Below are 18,342 nucleotides of genomic sequence, written 5' to 3' on the forward strand. Positions count from 1 at the left end.
GGTCAGAAGCGGAAGTAGATGAACGGGCTGAAGGTGGTGCTGGCCACGGCCATGGCCACGCCCACGAAAAGCAGCAACAGGCCGATGGCCTCCACGGCACCGCGCAGACCGCCGGGCAGGTGGGGCTCGGTGCGGCGCAGGCCCGTCAAGCGGCCCACGAGCGCGTGGGCGTTGAGGGCGCCGAGCACGCCGATGGCCAGGGCCGTGAGCGTGGTGTGGTTGATGAAGAGCGCGGGCGGGTTCAGCTCAGCATCGCCGGGGATGGCGCCCACCATGGCCAGGATGGTGTGCCAGGCCTCGGTGAGGTCGGTGATGCGGAAGAAGACCCAGGCCATCAGCACCACCGCCAGGGTGTAGATGTGGCCCACGAGGCGGGGCGCACGTTCGAGCACCCGCCCCAGGCCGGCGCGTTCGATCACCAGGAAGAGGCCGTGCACCAGGCCCCACACCACGAAGTTCCAGCTGGCGCCGTGCCACAGGCCGGTGAGCAGGAAGACGATGAAGAGGTTGAGGTAGGTACGCCCCGTACCCAGGCGGCTGCCGCCCAGCGGGATGTAGAGGTAGTCGCGGAACCAGGTGCTGAGGCTGATGTGCCAGCGCCGCCAGAACTCGCGCACCGAGCGGGCGATGTACGGGCGGTCGAAGTTCTCCAGGAACTCGAAGCCCAGCATGCGGCCCAGGCCGATGGCCATGTCGCTGTAGCCGCTGAAGTCGAAGTAGATCTGCACGGCGTAGGCCACGGTGCCGAGCCAGGCGCTCGCCATCGGCAGTTCATCCGCCGGCACGGCGAAGACCCCGTCGGCGATGCGGGCGCAGTGGTCGGCGATGAGGACCTTCTTGGCCAGCCCCACGATGAAGCGGCGCACCCCGCTGGCGAAGCCGGGCAGGGTGGTGGTGCGGTCGACGATCTGCCGGGCCACGTCCTGGTAGCGCACGATGGGGCCGGCGATGAGCTGGGGGAAGAGGCTGATGTAGAGCGCGAGGGGGCCTGGGCGCTGCTGCACCTCGGCCGTGCCGCGGTACACGTCGATGGCGTAGCTCATCCCTTGGAAGATGAAGAACGAGATGCCGATGGGCAGGTGCACCGGGGCCAGTTCCACCGGGGCCAGGCCGAAGGTGGCCGTCACCGCGTTGAGGCTGTCCACCAGGAAGTTGGCGTACTTGAAGGCGACGAGCGTGGCCAGGTTGAGGGCGACGGCCACGCCCACCCACAGGCGGGGGCGCACACCGCGCTGGATCGCCAGGCCGCACAGATGGTTCACCAGCACGGTGGCCAGCATCAGCAGCACGTAGGCCCCTTCCCCCCAGGCGTAGAACAGCAGGCTGGCCAGCAGCAGCACCGTGTTCTGCCCCCGGCGGCCGAAAAGCCATACCGCCAGCAACGTCAGCGGAAGGAAGAGGAAGAGGAAGACCGGCGAACTGAAGACCATGGCCGCGGGCGGCTAAAGTAGACCGCGTCATCCACCGGTGCCGGTGGAATGTCATGTTAAGGCAATGTAAAGTTGTGGTGAAACGATCCTTACCTTTCGGACGTTCAACCGGTAAACGAACCCGCCATGCGCACCCTTCTGGTCCTCTTCGCCTTCGCAGCGTTCGCGCCGGTGACCGCACAGGAGTTGCTCAAGCAGGAACACCATGCGAATGGCCGGCTGAAGAGCACGCTGTACCGCGAGGGTGGTGCGGTGCACTTCATCACCTACTTCGAGAGCGGGCGCGTGAAGGAGATGGGCGCGTTCCGCGACGGACGTCGCGATGGTGTGTGGCAGCAGTTCGCCGCGAACGGTGTGGTGCTGACGCGGGCGGAGTTCGACCGGGGCGCTCGCACCGGTACCTGGGAGCTTCGCGACCCGTTCAATGGCAACTCGGGCCACCTGCGGTTCAGCGATGGGCGGCTGGTGGACGGGGCGCAGTACGACCCGGAGGGCCGCCTGCTGGCAGCGCGCACCTACTGATCAACAGCACCGAGGCGATCAGCCCCGCTGAAAGACCGCATCGGGGTCGGCGAAGGCCTTGAACTCGATGGCATGGCCGTCGGGATCCTCGATGAAGAGGCTCATCTGTTCGCCCACCTCGCCCTTCATCACGGTGCGGGGTTCGATGAAGAAGGGATGTCCCACCTTCTTGAGCTTGTCGCGGAGCTTCTTCCAGTCGCTCATGGACAGCACGATGCCCCAGTGGTCGCTGGGCACACCGGTGGGCGAGGCCGGGCTCTTCGGGTTGTAGATGCGGGCGGTCTTGATCAGCTTGGGCACCTCCTGGATCGTCAGTTGGTGGCCGAAGAAGTCATAGTCCACCCAGGTCGCTGCGCTGCGGCCTTCCTTGCAGCCGAGGAACTTGCCGTAGAAGGCCTTGATGCGCTTGAGGTCCGTGGTGGCGAAGGCGAGGTGGAAGATGCCTGTCATGGTGGGTGGGGCGAGGGTCGCCCGAAAGTACCGAGGGCCTGCGCGGATGCACAGGCCCTCGGGTGCGGGTTATGAGCAGCGCCCGGTTGGTGGGCCTGCTGCCGCCCGGTCAGTCCTCGTCGTCGTCGGCCCCGTCCTCGTCACCGCCGTCATCCTCGTCCGCATCGTCGTCCTCCCCCTCGTCGGCGTCCTCCTCCTCCCCGGCATCGTCCGCATCGTCCTTCTCCTCGTCGCCGCCCTCCAGGCCCTCGGCTTCAATGTCGTCGGATACGGCGGCGGCGCCGTCGTCCTGGTCGAGGAACTCCTCGATCTCGGCGCGGCTCTCGGGGTTGATCTTGATCAGGTAGATGGCCTCGGCCGTGCGCAGTTCGATCACGCGGAGCGTTTCGCCCTTGGCCGTGCTGATGGCACGGATGTGCGAATTGTCGATGCCGTCGGGATACTGCTCCTGCAGCTTCTCGCGCAGCTCGTCGGTGAGGGTGTTGAAGGAGCGGATCAGGCGTTGCATGGGGTGCTCACATGTCCAGGATGTAGGCGAAGATCAGCGGGGCCACAATAGTAGCATCGCTTTCGATGATGTACTTCGGGGTGTCGATGTCCAGTTTGCCCCAGGTGATCTTCTCGTTGGGCACGGCACCGCTGTAGCTGCCGTAGCTGGTGGTGCTGTCGCTGATCTGGCAGAAGTAGCTCCAGAAGGGCACCTCCTCGCGCTGAAGGTCCTGGTGCAGCATGGGCACCACGCAGATGGGGAAGTCGCCGGCGATGCCGCCGCCGATCTGGAAGAAGCCGATGCCCTCGCGGCCGGCCTCGCGGGTGTACCAGTCGGCCAGCCAGATCATGTACTCGATGCCGCTCTTCATCATCGAGGGCTTGCAGTCCCCGGTGATGCAGTGCCCGGCGAAGATGTTGCCCAGGGTGCTGTCCTCCCAGCCCGGGCAGATGATGGGCAGGTTGCGCTCGGCGGCGGCCACCATCCAGCTGTCCTTCGGGTCGATCTGGTAGTACTGTTTCAGCACGCCGGAATTGATCATGGCGTAGAAGTACTCATGCGGGAACCGGCGGTTGCCGCTCTTGTCGTCGGCGGTCCACAGGTCCAGCACATGCTTCTCGAGGCGTCGGAAGGCTTCGTGCTCGGGGATGCAGGTGTCGGTGACGCGGTTCATGCCGCGGTCCAGCAGGTCGCGCTCCTGCTGGGGGGTGAGGTCGCGGTAGTGGGGGATGCGCTCGTAGTGGTCGTGGGCCACCAGGTTCATCACGTCCTCCTCCAGATTGGCGCCGGTGCAGCTGATGATGTCGACCTGTCCCTGGCGGATCATCTCGGCCAGGATCTTGCCGAGCTCACCGGTGCTCATGGCGCCGGCAAGGGACACGAGCATCTTGCGGCCGGCGGCCTTGTGGGCCTTGTAGCCCTTGGCGGCATCCACGAGGGCGGCGGCGTTGAAGTGCAGGAAGTGCTTCTCCAGGAAGGCGGAGATGGGGCGTGCGCTCATCAGGGGGGTGTTGGGCGGGCTCCGGTGGGTGGGTGTGGAGCGACGGGGCGAAAGATAGAAGCGGAGCGTGGACGGTGCGGATGGCGACCGGCTACTTGCGGACCGGCTCCTCGACGGGCAGATAGCCCAGCAACTGCAGCATGCGTTCGGCGCTCTGCTCGGGGGCGAAGAGGCGGTCGGTGAGCGAACCGTCGGGCGCGCGGTCCAGCAGCACGTGCTTGGGTTTGGGGATCAGGCAGTGCTGGATGCCGCCGAAGCCGCCCAGCGTGTCCTGGTAGGCGCCGGTGTTGAAGAAGCCAATGTACTGGCGGCGGTCCTCGCGGAAGCGCGGCAGGTAGATGGCGTTGATGTGTTGCTCGCTGTTGTAGTAGTCGTCGCTGTCGCAGGTCATGCCGCCCAGGAACACGCGCTCATACTCGTCGGCCCAGTTGTTCACCGGCAGCATGATGAAGCGCTTGCTGATGGCCCAGGTGTCGGGCAGGGTGGTCATGAAGCTGCCGTCGATCATGTTCCAGCGCTCCTTCTCGTTCTGCTTCTTCTGGTGCACGATGCTGAAGAAGGTGGCGCCGCTGTCGCTGACGGTGAAGCTGCCGAACTCGCTGTAGATGTGGGGCTCCTTCACCTTGTTCTCCGCGCAGATGTCCTTGATGCGGCCGGTGATCTCGCCGATCATGTAGTCGAGGTCGAAGCTGAAGTTGAGGCTGTTCTTGATGGGCAGGCCGCCGCCGATGTCGAGCGTGTCCAGGGTGGGGCAGAGCTTCTTGAGGTCGCAGTACACGTTGACGCACTTGCTGAGCTCGTTCCAGTAGTAGGCGGTGTCGGTGATGCCGGTGTTGATGAAGAAGTGCATCAGCTTCAGGCGGAACTTGCGCTGCTTGCTCACGTTCCGCATGTAGAAGGGGATGATGTCCTTGTAGCCGATGCCCAGTCGGCTGGTGTAGAACTCGAACTTGGGGGCCTCCTCGGCGGCGATGCGGATGCCGATGTCGCAGGGGCCGGTGATCACCTCGTCCAGCTGGTAGATCTCGGCCATGTTGTCGATGATGGGCACCACGCGCAGGCCGGCGTTGGCCAGGCGGCCGATGTTGCGGATGTAGCGCTCGTCCTTGAAGCCGTTGCACAGGATGACGGCGTCCTTGGGCATGCGGCCGCGCTCCAGCAGCAGCTCGATCATCTCCAGGTCATAGGCGCTGCTGGTCTCCAGGGTCACGCCCTTGTCCAGCACCTTGTCGATGATGTAGCTGAAGTGGTTGCTCTTGGTGCAGTAGAAGTAGGTGTACTCGCCCTGGTAGTCGTGCTCCTTGAAGGCCTTGGCAAAGCTGTTCCGGGCGAGGTCGATCTTCTCGCCGATCTTGGGCAGGTAGGTCACCCGCACCGGTGTGCCGTACTTCTCCAGCAGCGGCACCAGGTCCACGCCGTTCCAGGTGAGGCGGTCGCCGTCCAGACCGAACTCGTCCTTCGGGAAGTCGAAGGTCTGCTCGATGAGGTCGATGTAGCGGGTCTTCATGCGTGGATGGAGCGGATGGGCGGGTCGGTGTGTGCGAAGGTGGCCGCATCCCCGGGGTGAGGACGGGTGCGGCGGGTGGTGGCCGGAACGGGCGGAAGAGCGTGCGCAAGGACGGCGGAGGAGGGCCGGAGGGGCACGCGCGCGTTCATCAGCGGAAGGCGGTGGCGGGCGTCCCGTGCGGCACAACCGCCGCACCGCCCACGGCGATGAGCAGGGCGGACCACGTCTGGTCGCAGAGGCCGGGGGCGCGCTTGGTCATGGACGGAATGGGGCAAAAGTAGCGGGCGATGGGAGCCTGTGGAACGACAGTTGAAAAAAGCGGTTCACAACCACCGCTTCCTCCGGAACCACGCCAGCATCAGCAGCGCGATCACCGCCATCACGCCCATCACGCCGAAGTAGCCATAGCGCCAGCGCAGCTCGGGCATGTGGTCGAAGTTCATGCCGTAGATGCCCACGATGAAGGTGAGGGGGATGAAGATGGTGCTGATGATGGTGAGCAGCTTGATCACCTGGCCCATGCGCAGGTTCACCCCGGCGTGGTAGGTGGCCTCCAGGCTGGCGAGCATGTCGCGGAAGGTGGCGATGGTCTCGGCGATGTACACCGTGTGGTCCTGCAGGTCGTTGATGTACCGGCGCGTGTTCTTGTCGATCAACGGGCTCTGCAGGGTGTTGAGGCGCCCGGCCAGTTCGCGCGTGGGGGTCACGTACCGGTTCACGGTGATGAGCAGTCCGCGCAGTTCCTGCAGGCTCAGCAGGTCCTCGTTGCCGGGGCGCACGGTCACCTTGCGCTCCAGGCGCTCGATGCGGCGGCCGAGCTCCTCCACCACCAGGAAGTAGTTGTCGACGATCACGTCCAGCAGGGCGTACAGCAGGTAGTCGGCGCCGCTCTTGCGCACGCGGCCGAGCTTGTGGCGGATGCGCTCACGGATGGGGTCGAGCACGTCGCCGGGCCGCTCCTGGAAGCTGATCACATGGCCGCGGCCCAGCACCAGGCTCACCTGCTCCACGTCAATGGACCCGGTGTCCTCGTCCATGGCCAGCATCTTCACCACCACGAACAGGTCGTCCTGGTATTCCTCGAGCTTGGGTCGTTGGTCCGTGTTGAGCACGTCCTCCAGCAGCAGGGGGTGCAGGCCGAAGCGTTCGCCCACCGCGTTCACCATCTGGCCGTCGTGCAGGCTGTCCACATCCACCCAGCACACCATCCCCGGCGGCGGCGGCAGTTGCAGCGCCATCAGGTCGGGCGCCATGGTCTCGGTATAGCTGTCGGCGTCGTAGACGAAGGCGCGGAGCGTACCGCGTTCGGCATCGTCGCCGGACACCTGCACCAGCGATCCCGGCGGCAGGCCCACCTTGCCGGCGCGGCTATGCACCCGCTTCATGCCCTGGTGCCGGGGGCGTGCCGCCCTCGTATTTGTGCACCACCGTGCGGTGCGGGAAGGGGATCTCGATGCCCTCGCGGTCGAAGCGCTCCTTGATCGCCAGGTTGAGGTCATAATGCATCATCCGCGCGGTGAGGGCGTCCTTGGCCCACACGTAGGCGCGCAGCAGCAGCCCCGAATCGCCCAACGCGATGAGCCGCACCTGGACGATGGGTTCGTTCTTGGCCTTCTCCTCGGGGGTGCGCCGGTCCAGGTGGTCCTTGTGGGCCATGCAGACCTCGCGCAGGACCTTCATCGCCTCCCGGGCATCGGTCGCATAGGCGATGCTCACCTCCACGTATTCGCAGATGGCCTGGTCCACCACGGTGCTGTTCACGATGGTCTCATCGCTGATCTTGGAGTTGGGGATGATCACCCGGCGGTTCTCCCCGGTCACGATCACCGTGTGGCGCAGGGTGATGTCCTCCACCACGCCCACATGCCCGGAGACCATCAACGCATCGCCCACACGGAACGGCTTGAAGCTGACGATGAAGACCCCGCTGATGATGTTGCTGAAGGCCCCCTGGGCCGCTAGGCCGATGATGGCCACCAGGATGCCGGCACCGGCGAACAGCGTCACCGCCACATGCCTGAAGCTGGGGATGGTGTAGATGATGGCGGCGGTGGCCACCAGGCCCACGATGAAGCGGGTGGCGTTGCGCAGGAAGCGATAGCGGGTGCGGTCCTCGTTGCCCTGGTCGCTGCGCAGATAGCCACGCTTGAGCAGGATGCGGATGATCCGCTCCAGGATGAAGGCCAGGGCCACGATGAGGGCCACCTTGGCGAACAGGAGCAGGTTCAGGCCGAGCTTGTCGAGCAGGCGGTCGAGGGCGGGATCCATGATGACCGCACAAACATAGCGGCACGGCGACCGTCAGTGGCCGGTGAGGTCAACGCGCAGGTCGGTGCCGTCGGCGAGCTCCACGGGCTCGGCCCCGGAACGGAACAGGCGGGCGGGACGGCCCACCAGCCGCATCCGCTCGTCGGTCACATGCAACAGGGAGCCCTCGCGCAGACCGATCACGCGCCGCTGCGGGTTCGCCACCAGGAACTCGGCCAGACGCTGGTCGCGGGTCTCTCCGCCATGCCCTTCGAGGCGTGCGTCGGTGTAGTGCGGATTGATCTGGAAGGGTACCAGGTCGAGCGCGCGGAAGCTGGGCGGCTCGGTGATGGGCATGTCGTTCGTGGTCATGATCGTGGGGCAGGCCACGTTGCTGCCGGCGCTCCAGCCGATGTAGGGCATGCCATCGCGCACCCGGCGCCGGATGGCGCGCAGCAGGTCATGTTTGTACAGCAGCCGCAGCAGCTGGAAGGTGTTGCCGCCGCCCACGGCCACGGCGTCGGCCCCGTCCACCAGGGCTACAGGGTCGTCAGCGCGATGTACGCTTTCCAGCGTGTGGCCCAGTTCGGCGAAGGGCCCGGCCACCGCATCGGCATAGGCGTCGAAGGTGAAGGTGACCGCGGCATAGGGCACGAAGGCGATGCGCGCGGGAGCGGGCAGGAAGGCGGCCAGGTGCGGGCGGGGCCATTGCAGAAAGGGTTCACCGGGAAGCGTGGAGTTGCTCAGCAACAGGAGTCGCATGGGTCAGTCGGGGATCATGGTGCCGGTGAGGGTGAGGAGGATCTCCGGGGGTTCGCCGTCGGTGACCACCTGGATGCGCCGCATCATCGAACCTTCCGGGGCCCTGCCGTTGAAGGTGACGTCGAGCGCGGTGCTGCCGCCCGGGGCGATCACGTTCGAGCCTGGTGTGGCAGTGGTGCAGCCGCAATCCGACCCGATGTCGAGCACACGCAGGGGCCGGGCACCGCGGTTGTGCAGGTGGAACCGGACCTTCTGCTCCTCGCCGATGGTGATCCGGCCCAAGTCCACCAGCGTGCGGTCCACCTGCACGGTGACACCTTCCTGGGGGACCTCGAGCACTTGCTCGATCTCGATGCGCCGCTCACGCGCGGCCTCCACGCTGTAGACGGACCGTTCCACATCGCCGAGGGCGTCGCTCACCCCGCTGGCGGCCTTCTCCTCGCCGAAGGGCGCCGGGGTGATGGTGAGCGATCCGCCGTTCGGGGCCGTGCCGTCGAGGTAGGGGATGAGGAAGCCGCCATCGATGGTGCGCAGGTGGTTCACCACGCTCTGGATGCGGCGCAGCGAGAGGTTCGCGTTGTAATCGCTCTTGGCCAGCGGGCTGGCGAAGCCGCGCACCACGAGCTCGATGCGCTGCCCCTGTTCCATGGCTTCGCGCAGCACCACCGCGGCGGCGTTCAGGTCGTCGAGGCCCTGGCGCACCTCCTCGATGAAGAAGCGCTCGAAGTCCGCCATCGCCGCAGGGTCGCGCAGCTCCGCGCGGTACTTCGGCAATAGCGCCTCGTAGTCGGTGAAGGTGGACGGATAGCTGCGATCCGTCGTCCGCTTCCAGCTGCGTGGGTCGGGTTCGTCGTTGTGGAAAAAGAGGCGGACAGGCAGCTTGCTGCGCAGGTCGGCCAGGCGCTGCTGCGCGGTGCGGATGGTGTCCGGCGCGGGTGGTGCCGGCTCCTGGGCCACCAGCGGTTCGGGAAGGCGCACCCGGTAGATGTCACTGCAGCAGGTCTCGCCCTTTTTCGCCAGTGAGCCCGCGCGATTGCTGGTGAGGTAGCCGATGCCCGTGCGTCCGTCCATCACCGGGTACAGGTCGTTCGCCGGGCTGTTCATCGGCACGCCCGCATGCACGGGTCCACTGAACACATCGTCCTTGAAGGCGCTGGTGAAGATGTCGTAGCCGCCGAGCCCGGGCAGGTGGTCGGAACTGAAGTACAGCGTGCCGCTGGCGGCGTCGAAATGCGGACAGGCCTCATTGCCCATCGTGTTCACCGCGCCCGGCAAGGGATACGGGTCGGCGACCGAGGTTCCGTTCAGGCGTGCCCACCAGAGGTCCGTTCCACCGGCACCACCGGACCGGTCGCTCGTAAGGAAGATCCGCTCCACGCCATCCACCAGGGCCACCATGGGCTGCGTGTGGTGGCCGTCGCCCAGGCCCTCCAGCGGGCGCACCAGGCCGGTGGCGAGGTCCTGCACGGCGATGCCGCACGTGCCGTCGATGCATCGGGTGAAGTAGAAGCTCCGGCCGTCCAGGCTCCAGGTCCCGTTCGCGCGGTCCTCGCCCGGCACACTGTCCGGATAGTGGATGGGACGGCCCCAGGCCTTGCCGGCGGGAACGCTGCGGTACACCGCGACATGGTAGGCGGTGGTGTCCACCACCGTATTGTCGTCGGCCAGCTCACCGCGGAGCGAGCTCAGGACCAGGGCCCCTGTGCTGTCGGGCCGTGCGGCGAACTCGCTGGCGAAGCTGTTGAGCGGCTCAGGGAGGTGCTCCACGACGATGGTGGGAGTGGCGCGCGCAAGGCTGTCGGCCAGGGCGCAGCCGCGGATGGCGTTGGCCGCCCGTTCCGCTGTGCGCGAGCCCTTGTCCTTCTCCTTCTGGAGCACCTTGCGCCAGGTGGCCAGAGCGGCCGTGTGGTCCCCGGCGCACAGCTGCATCTCGCCCAGCCACCGCAGGGCCTCAGGGTACTGCCGGCCCATGTCCTTCCGATGCACACGATCATACAGGGCGGCGGCCTCGGGGTATTGGTCGCTCAGGCGGCAGGCCTCGGCCTGTTTCCATTGCAGGACCATCCGGCCGGGTTCGCGCTTCAGCGCCTCGCCGTAGAAGCGTGAGGCTCCGTAATGGTCGCCACGGGCAAAGGCCGCATCGCCCCAGCCGATCCATTGCGCGAGCCCCTGACCATGGAGGATGGAGGGCAGCAGGAGGATCAGGAGGAGCGTGGGGCGCATCATCATAGCTGGTGCGGACAGGCTTTGAAGCGGGCCGGTACGGACGGCCGACGGCGGAACACACGGGTCACGGTCACCTCGAAGCCACCGCGGTTCCGGCTGGCGGGCACCAGATCGCTGGTGTTGATGTCGTAGCTGAGCCCCGCCGTCCAGTCGTCGTATTCCAATCCGGCGTAGATGGTCCCGGCATCGGCCGCGCGATAACTGCCGCCGATCCGCACGGCGCGCAGCGTGCCGAAGCGGTCGATCAGGATGTAGCGCAGCATCGCACCGAGCAGCAGTTCCCTGAATTTCCCCTGGGCCATGTACTGCACGGTGGGCAGCAGGTCGAAGGCGGTGCTCAACGGCAGCTGGCCGGTGAGGTGGAAGGTGGTGCGCAGGTCCAGTGGTTCGGGCGGGCTGCCCAGGAAGCCGATGCGCGGGCGGGTGAGGTTGAACAGGCCCAGGCCCGCCTGGAGCAGCTGGCGCGGGGCCGGACGGAAGCGGTAGGCCACGCCGGCATGCAGATCGGGATGCACGAGCGAGGCGCGTTGGAAGTCCTCGTTCGTCGCCAGGCTGGGATCGTGGTAGAAGCCGTTGTACTGGGCGTCGAAGCTCAGCTGGTCGTCGTTCAGGCTCAGCGCGGTGAAACCCAGCTGCAACCCGGCTGTGATGGCATGTGGACCATGGCCCGGAGCCAGTGTCCAACTGGGACCCACCCCCAGCTGGAAGGTGTTGAGCCGCGAGTCGCCCGCGTTGTCGTTGAAGAGCCAGAGCCCCACACCGAGGCCCTGCCTGCCAAAGGCGTTGGCCGCATCGTAGCCCACGCCGAAGGTGCGGTAGGGACGGGTGACGGCGCGCCATTGCTGACGGAAGATGGCGTGCACGCGATGGTCGCCGTCGAAGGAGCCGATCAGGCCCGGGCTGGTGGCCAGCGGAGTGTGGAAGAACTGGGTGAAGTGGATGTCCTGGGCACGCACCCCGAAAGCCATACCGATCGACAGGGCGGCGAGGAGCGGAAGGCGGGCGCGGTGCATCGGATCAGCGGATCACCGTGACATTGCCCTTCTTGAACAGCTCCTGCTCATCGGCGCAGCGCACGCGCAGGTGGTACACGAACACCGCCGGGTCCACCGCCTTGCCGTTGTAGGTCCCATCCCAGCCGATGGCCTGGTCGGTGGTCTCGAAGACCTTCTCGCCCCAGCGGTCGAAGACCTTGAACTCGAGGTCGGTGATGAAGCGGCCACGCACGAAGAGCACGTCGTTGTTGCCATCGCCGTTCGGGGTGAAGGCGTTCGGGACGAAGATGTCCGGTTCGTCGCAGTTCAGCTCATACACCGTCACCAGCACGGAGTCCTCCTTGGTGCAGATGCCATCGCTCACCGTCACCACGAACCAGGTGCTGGTGCCCACCACCGCCGTGGGGTTGGCGATGGCCGGATCGCTCACGGTGGTGGGCGTCCAGCTGTACGTGACCCCGGATCCGGGAGTGGCGTTGAGCTGCACCTGGGTGCCGGCGACCACGATGGGCTGGTCCACCGTGGCGTTCACGTCCGCGGCGTTCACCGGGCTCACCTGCACGGTCGTGGTGCCGTTCCACGAACAACCGCTGGGCGCGTTCACGGTGACACCGAAGACGGTGGTCTCCTGAGGTGCCACCGTGGCGATGGGGGTGCCCTGTCCGGCGAGGATCTCAGCAGCAGGGCTCCACACGATGGTCGATCCGGGATCCGCGCCGGAGACCACGAGCTGCGCCTGTTCATCCGCGCAGATCAACTGGTCCGGGGAGACCGCGATGGTCGCGAGGGATACGGTCACGGTCACGCTGTCCGTCACCTGGCAGCCGCCGGCGTCGGCCCGGACGAAATACGTGCCTCCGGTGGCGGGCTCGACCAGGGCCGTGCTGTCGGCGGGTGTGTCGTTCAGCATGTCGGTGAACTGGTCGTTCGTGCTCCACTGCCAGTCGGCGGCGGTGCCATTACTGGTGGCCGTCAGCACGAAAGAGGCCACAGGTCCACAGAGCGTGGTGTCGGGCATGGCGAACACGGTCGGGGCCGCCTCCACCACCACCACGGTGAAGCTGGTCTGGTCCTCGCCGTTGCAACTGGTCGGGTCGAAGGCCGTCAACGTCACGATGTAAGTGCCCGGACCGGGATAGGCATGCGTGGGTTGTACCTGTGTGGAGCTGTCGCCGTCGCCGAACTCCCAGAGGTAGGTGACCCCGTTGCTGAAGTTCGCGAAGTCCACCGGCGTGTTCGCGCAGACCGTGTCGGGGGCGTTGGCGGCGGCCACGACCAACGGTGCATCGAAGTCGAACTTGAACACCCCATTGTTGCAGTTGGGGCTGTTGTTCGTCGGGCTCCAGGCCCCGGGGTTCGGCTCGATCGGGAAGTCCGAATTGCCGCCGCATCCGGCGCACACGCTTTGGTACACGCGTCCGCGACGGTCGAACCGGCTCGTTCCACCATCCACATGCTCGCTGCTCGTTCCTCCGCCGAAATAGGTGGCGTAGGTCAACGCGCTCATGTCCACCTCGAACACGGCGAGGTAGAAATCGTTGCCGGTGGTGGTGCCCTGGTAGGCATCGGGGGTCACCGGCAGTCCCGTGGTGGTCATGGGCGGTCCGATGCCGATGTTGCTGCCCCATCCGCTCACATAGAGCTTGTCGCAGTAGTCCACCAGAAAGGCGGTGGGGCTGATGGACGGGGTGCCGTTGGCCAGTCCGAAGCGGGAGCCAAGAAGCCAGCTTTGCAGGTCGGGGCTCAGCTTGGCGATGAACTGGCCGCTGTTCGGCACGTTGTACGGCGCGTTCAGGATGAGCAACGCTCCGGGCGCCTGGGTCTGCCCGAAGAGGAACACGTTCTCCTGATCGTCCAGGTCGGCGAAGTAGGCCTGGTCGTAGGCGGGTGAACCATAGTACGTGCAGGCTTGCAGCGCCGAGCCGTCGGCGGACAGCCGCGCGGCAAAGCCATCGGCAAGGCCACCTTGGTAGCTGCCCTGGAAGGCGTTCGGGGTCACAGGCATGTCGGTGCTGTTGGTGCCGCCGCAGACCAGCAGGTCCCCGTTGGCGAACAGTTCACCACCGAAGGCGGCATCCGCATTGCTTCCGCCCAGGAAGGTGCTCCACACCAGGGAGCCGAGGTCGGGCGTCAGCTTGGTGACCACGCCGTCGTGCGTTCCGGCGCCGTAGAGGGGCTGTGCAGCGTTCGGTGTCACCGGATAGTCGGCGGACTGCGTGCAGCTCATCACGATCACGCGGCCGGCATCATCAAGCAGGATCTCGCCGCGCATCTCATCGGCGTAGTTGAACTTCAGGGCCGTGGAGCTGTTGTGGCCATCATTCTGGGTGCCGCCGAGGAAGGTGGAGGCGAGGAGCTGGCTGCCATCCGCGCTCAACCGGGCCACCACCATGTCGCTCCCGCTCGGATAGCTCACCCCGATCCCCTGAGGGGTGTACGGCGTGCCGCCGGCGAAGCCAGGCTGGACGGCGCCGCTCGTCACCGGATGGTCCGGAGATCCGGTGGTGCCGAGGATGAAGATCTCGTCGTTGGCGTTCACGATCATGCTGTGCGGCAGGTCATCGCCCTGTCCACCCAGCATGGTGCTCCACACCAGGAAGGTGCCCGAGGTGTCGTACTTGGTGATCGCCATGTCCGTGCCCACGATCGTGCCCTGCCCGTCGCCGCCGTTCCATGTGGTCTGGTAGGCGCCGGTGGTGGTGGGGTAGCCGCTGCCGAAGCTGGAGCTGCCGCTGTAGAGGAACCCCAGGTCGTCGAAGGTGGCCGTGTAGCCGAAGTTGTCCGTCGTGGCGCCCGAGTAGGTGCTGAACTCCAGCGTGGGGTCGATGACCAGCTCGTGCCGGGGATCGTACGGTCCCAGGTCATAGGCGATGTGGCCGTTCTTCAGCCGGTATCCGCAGTTCACCGGGACCTGCCGTCCATCGATCATCTGGTAGGCCAGCGGGATGCGCTCCACCACAGGGCCCAGCGAGGTTCCGATCACCAGCTGGCCGTCCTGCAGGCTCACGTGTTCCGCACCTTCATAGCGAAGGACCAGGGATGCGGGGTCGGCTCCCGGGGCCACGTGCAGGTCGTACTTCAGACCGTTGGCGGTGCTGGTGAGCCGCAGCGCGATCCCCGGAGCGATGGCGTTCCATTCCACGGTGGTGAAGGCACGGGCGTTGCGCCCCCAGCGCGCGGGGTCGTTGCCCAGGAAGAAGTGGTGAAGGCCGGGCTGCTGCCCATGCCCGATCGTCCGTGTGGTGGACCGGGCGTCGACGAAGTGCAGGCGGATGGCGTGGTGCGGGATCACGGGACGGCGGTCGGTCACCGGTGCCCCTCCTTCGTGGGCGTGGGCCGCATGCACCTCGCGCGCGTCGAACCGGTCGATGAGCAGGGCGTTGCCTTCGCACCACACCGTGGCCCCGGGCACATCCGCCTTGAAACGGACGGCCTCGGGCCACTGGTCCTTGTTCTCCACGAACCGGATCCGTTCCTGCGGACGCGCCTGGTGAGCCGCGAGGGCGAGCACGCTGAGCGCCAGTGCCCTGGTGCAGGGGAAAGGTGGAGGCATCGAGCGAAAGTAGCGATAGCAGGACGTGTCCTGCCTTCGCGATGTTGCTCGGAAGCCTATTTGCTGATGCGGGCCTGGTCCTCCTGGGGAACGTTCAGGCGGAACTCCACCCGTCGGTTCCTGGCCCTGCCGGACTCGCTGGCGTTGGAGGTGATGGGCCTGGCCTCGCCATGGCCCAAGGGCACGAGGCGTTCGGCGGCGATGCCCTGCCGGGTGAAGTGCTCCACAAGCGCCTGGGCGCGCTTGTCGCTCAGCTCACGGTTGTAGGCATCGCGGCCGCGGTCATCCGTGTGGGCCTCGATCACCAGGGTCACGCGCGGGTGCTTGTTCAACAGCTCGGTGATCTGGGCGAGCGAGGGTTCGAAGGCCTTGTCGAAGCTGGCCGAGTTGGTGGCGAAGTAGACGGTGGAGGCCCGCACCACGGTGTTGTTCAGGTCCTCCGCGGCCACAAGCCCCAGCATGCTCAGGTCCACCACCTTGTCCACGTTCAACGCCATCACTTCGGCGTCCAGGAAGGTGAGCTGCTTCACCTTCTGGTAGAGGTCGTAGACCTCGGCCAGCGTCTTGGCCTCACCCACCGAGTAGGTGTACACCCCACGGGCCGGGTCGAAGCGTTCGATCACCGGATAGTGCTTGCGGATCTCGGCGAACATCGGGTCGTCCAGGGAACGGCGGTCCTTGCTGGCGAACAGCTCCACGGAGAACCGCACGTCCTCGCCCTCCTTCACGGCCAGTTGGAACTGGTCGAAGGGCAGGGCCTGGTAGGCGAACTCGTGCGTCACACCCTTGGCGTCCTGGTAGCTGGCCAGCACGGGCGCGTCCTCGGAATCCACGAAGCGCTGGATCATGGTGATGGGCTTGGTGACGCAGCGGCTCATCAGACGGCCGGTGACGCGCTCGGTGCCCAGGATGTCGAGCTGTACGAGCTGTTCTCCGGCGCTGCCGAAGCGGTGCTGGGTCACGGCGCCCGAGGCCTCCTTGCCGTCGGGGAAGCGCCAGCGCACGTCCTCGATCACCCATTCGGGCAGGTAGGTGTGGGTGGCATCGAGCCGCACCGGCCTGTCGGTCCGTGCGGAATCGAGCGCGGTGACAAGCGGCTGGTGCACCTCGTCGATGATCAGTTGGTGCTTGGCGACCGTGAAGAACACGGTGTTCGTCGTGGTGTCCACCAGGTCCCGCTGAACGATGTAGATCCCCGGACGGGCATAGCAGTGCTCGGCCACATCGCCCATGATCCGCGTGCCGTCGCCCATGTCCCACGCATATCGCAGCGGCAATCCTTGCACGGCCGGGTCGATGGGTTCACTGAACTGATAGCAGAAGTTGTTCGCCTCCTGCGGCCGGCAGTCCGCGAAGCGGGGCACCGTGCGCATGAAGAGGAAGATCTCGTCGGTACCGTTGCGGTCGCTGCTGAACGCTCCGGATACGTCCGTGGCGAAGCTGGTGTAGCCCAGGTCATTGGCCGGCGAGTTCACCGGTTCGGGCAGGGCGACAGGAGGCGCCCAGCCCTTGCCATCGGGTTCCGCCGAAAGGATGTCCAATCGGCCCAGTCCGCCTTCGCGATCGCTGCTGAAGTAGAGCCTTCCGCTGGCATGCAGGAACGGGAAGACCTCATTGGCCGGACCATTGATGGCGCTCCCAAGGTTCATCGGCAGGCTCCACGACCCATCCTCGCGCACGCTCTCATAAAGGTCCATGCCGCCCATGCCTCCCGGCAGGTCGGCCGCGAAGATCAATCGCTGACCATCGGCGCTGAGGCTGGGATGCATGATCCGGTGTTCCGCATTGTTGAACGGGAACGCCTCGGGGGTCGACCACCCCTCAGCTTCAGCACGCGCGAAGAACAGACCGATGCCCCCGCGGGCGCGCTTGAGGTCCTTCAGACCGGACGGGCTGTCCAGGTTGCGGGTGAAACAGATGAGGGCACCGTCCGCCGTGAAGGTCGCCGGACCATCGTTCAGCAGGGTGTTGAGCGCAGGCCCCATGGATACGGCATGGCGGGCATCGGCGGGCGAGTAGGGGACGGAGAAGAGGTCGGCGAGCGGCTTCTCACTTTCGGCCTGCTGGATGCGGACGGCCTGGTCGCCCTCGCGCAGGGTGCAGAACACAAGGGTGCTGTCGCGCAGGGTCGGAGCGTAGTCCTCCCCTTGTGGCCGGATCTGTGCAGGGCGCACCTCATAGGTCCATTGGGCGGCCACGGATGCGGCGCACACCAAGGCGGGGAAGAGTGCGTGGGAACGGCCCATTAGAAATAGCGCGGGTCTTTTACGCGGATCCTGTATCCAAGTTCGTAGAGCAGCATCAGCTCATGCGTGCCGCTGTGATGCGGCGTGATGGCCGACAGCCCCAGATCGTAGCTGTACCCGATCCGCCACTGCTGCGTGGGCAGCACCTCGAACATGCCGACCAGGGCGTCCTGGGTGCGGTAGGAAAGCCCGGCGGTGAAGCGCTCCTTGAAGAACACGTTCATGTTGAGGTCGGCCTGCACGTTGGAACCGGTCTGGTAGCGGATAAGGGTGCTCGGCTTCAGCTTGAGGTCGTCGGAGATCTTCCATACGTAGCCACCGGTGATCATGGGCTGCAGTTGCCGCAGGTCGGCAGAGGCCACCCACCGCGCGTTCGCGGCGTCGAAGCGCCGGCCCAGGAGGAAGGGGATCGAAGCGCCCATGAAGAAGGTCTTCTTGTAGAAGAACACCCCGCCACTGAAGGTGGGTCGGAACGAGCCCCGGGTGTCCGAGGCGTACACCGCGTCCTGCTGATCCTGCAAGGCCACCTCCGTCCAACGGGCCTGGGCGAAGATGGCACCGGCCCCCAGGCCGAAGGACAGCCTTCCCTTGCGGAACTTGATGCGGTAGGAGTAGTTTGTGGTGATCCCCGTTTCGCGGCTGACGCCGATGCGGTCCGAATAGAGCACCGCACCCAGGCCGAGCTTGCGACCCTTCAACGGGGAGTGGACACTGAGCACCTGCGTCACGGGCGCTCCCTCCATGCCCACCCATTGGTGGCGGTAGGTCAGGTTGGCGGCCAAGGCGTCCCGGCTTCCTGCATAGGCCGGGTTGATCAACAAGCCGTTGAACAGGTATTGGCTGGTGAGCGGCGTGTGCTGGGCGTGGGCGGAGAGGCCCAGGGCGAGGCACAGCAACGGGATGGAATGGCGCAT

Annotated in this window: 14 protein-coding genes; 1 reads left to right on the top strand and 13 read right to left on the bottom strand. The window is 66.1% G+C overall.

The window, feature by feature from the left end:
* Positions 1-2: 2 nt before the first annotated feature.
* Positions 3-1,430, bottom strand: coding sequence for an MBOAT family protein (locus tag IPM49_17470; protein ID MBK9276311.1), 1,428 nt, complete (start codon positions 1,428-1,430; stop codon positions 3-5).
* Between the two features lie 126 nt (positions 1,431-1,556).
* Between IPM49_17470 and IPM49_17475 the strand changes: the two genes are divergently transcribed.
* Positions 1,557-1,952 (top strand): hypothetical protein, encoded by a 396-nt coding sequence (locus IPM49_17475; GenBank protein MBK9276312.1) that lies wholly within the window; start codon positions 1,557-1,559, stop codon positions 1,950-1,952.
* 18 nt (positions 1,953-1,970) lie between these two features.
* Here the strand turns inward: IPM49_17475 and IPM49_17480 are convergent, their stop codons facing one another.
* The 12 genes from IPM49_17480 to IPM49_17535 all read right to left on the bottom strand — a co-directional run bounded on the left by IPM49_17480 (position 1,971) and on the right by IPM49_17535 (position 18,342).
* Entirely contained in the window at positions 1,971-2,402 is a 432-nt protein-coding gene (locus tag IPM49_17480) for a VOC family protein (protein ID MBK9276313.1), read from the bottom strand.
* A gap of 109 nt (positions 2,403-2,511) precedes the next feature.
* Positions 2,512-2,910, bottom strand: coding sequence for a DNA primase (locus tag IPM49_17485; protein ID MBK9276314.1), 399 nt, complete (start codon positions 2,908-2,910; stop codon positions 2,512-2,514).
* Between the two features lie 7 nt (positions 2,911-2,917).
* Positions 2,918-3,892 carry a deoxyhypusine synthase family protein gene (locus IPM49_17490; protein ID MBK9276315.1) on the bottom strand — a complete coding sequence of 325 codons (975 nt, stop codon included), beginning with the start codon at positions 3,890-3,892 and terminating at the stop codon, positions 2,918-2,920.
* Between the two features lie 91 nt (positions 3,893-3,983).
* Positions 3,984-5,399, bottom strand: coding sequence for an arginine decarboxylase (locus IPM49_17495; GenBank protein ID MBK9276316.1), 1,416 nt, complete (start codon positions 5,397-5,399; stop codon positions 3,984-3,986).
* Between the two features lie 323 nt (positions 5,400-5,722).
* Positions 5,723-6,784: a magnesium/cobalt transporter CorA gene (gene corA / locus IPM49_17500; GenBank protein MBK9276317.1), complete on the bottom strand. Its 1,062-nt coding sequence runs from the start codon at positions 6,782-6,784 to the stop codon at positions 5,723-5,725.
* Positions 6,768-7,667: a mechanosensitive ion channel family protein gene (locus tag IPM49_17505; GenBank protein MBK9276318.1), complete on the bottom strand. Its 900-nt coding sequence runs from the start codon at positions 7,665-7,667 to the stop codon at positions 6,768-6,770. The genes corA and IPM49_17505 overlap by 17 nt, the downstream gene beginning before the upstream one ends.
* Before the next feature lie 33 nt (positions 7,668-7,700).
* Entirely contained in the window at positions 7,701-8,408 is a 708-nt protein-coding gene (gene pepE, locus IPM49_17510) for a dipeptidase PepE (protein MBK9276319.1), read from the bottom strand.
* A gap of 3 nt (positions 8,409-8,411) precedes the next feature.
* Entirely contained in the window at positions 8,412-10,631 is a 2,220-nt protein-coding gene (locus IPM49_17515; protein ID MBK9276320.1) for a DUF1573 domain-containing protein, read from the bottom strand.
* 2 nt (positions 10,632-10,633) lie between these two features.
* Entirely contained in the window at positions 10,634-11,647 is a 1,014-nt protein-coding gene (locus tag IPM49_17520) for a PorP/SprF family type IX secretion system membrane protein (protein MBK9276321.1), read from the bottom strand.
* Positions 11,648-11,651: 4 nt separating this feature from the next.
* Positions 11,652-15,182 carry a gliding motility-associated C-terminal domain-containing protein gene (locus IPM49_17525; GenBank protein ID MBK9276322.1) on the bottom strand — a complete coding sequence of 1,177 codons (3,531 nt, stop codon included), beginning with the start codon at positions 15,180-15,182 and terminating at the stop codon, positions 11,652-11,654.
* Positions 15,183-15,238: 56 nt separating this feature from the next.
* Positions 15,239-17,428, bottom strand: a complete 2,190-nt coding sequence (locus tag IPM49_17530) for an OmpA family protein (GenBank protein ID MBK9276323.1) — start codon at positions 17,426-17,428, stop codon at positions 15,239-15,241.
* Positions 17,428-18,342 (bottom strand): type IX secretion system membrane protein PorP/SprF, encoded by a 915-nt coding sequence (locus tag IPM49_17535; GenBank protein ID MBK9276324.1) that lies wholly within the window; start codon positions 18,340-18,342, stop codon positions 17,428-17,430. The genes IPM49_17530 and IPM49_17535 overlap by 1 nt, the downstream gene beginning before the upstream one ends.

It is taken from the genome of Flavobacteriales bacterium, from assembly GCA_016715895.1.
In the GTDB taxonomy this organism is placed as follows: Bacteria; Bacteroidota; Bacteroidia; order Flavobacteriales_F; family PHOS-HE28; genus PHOS-HE28.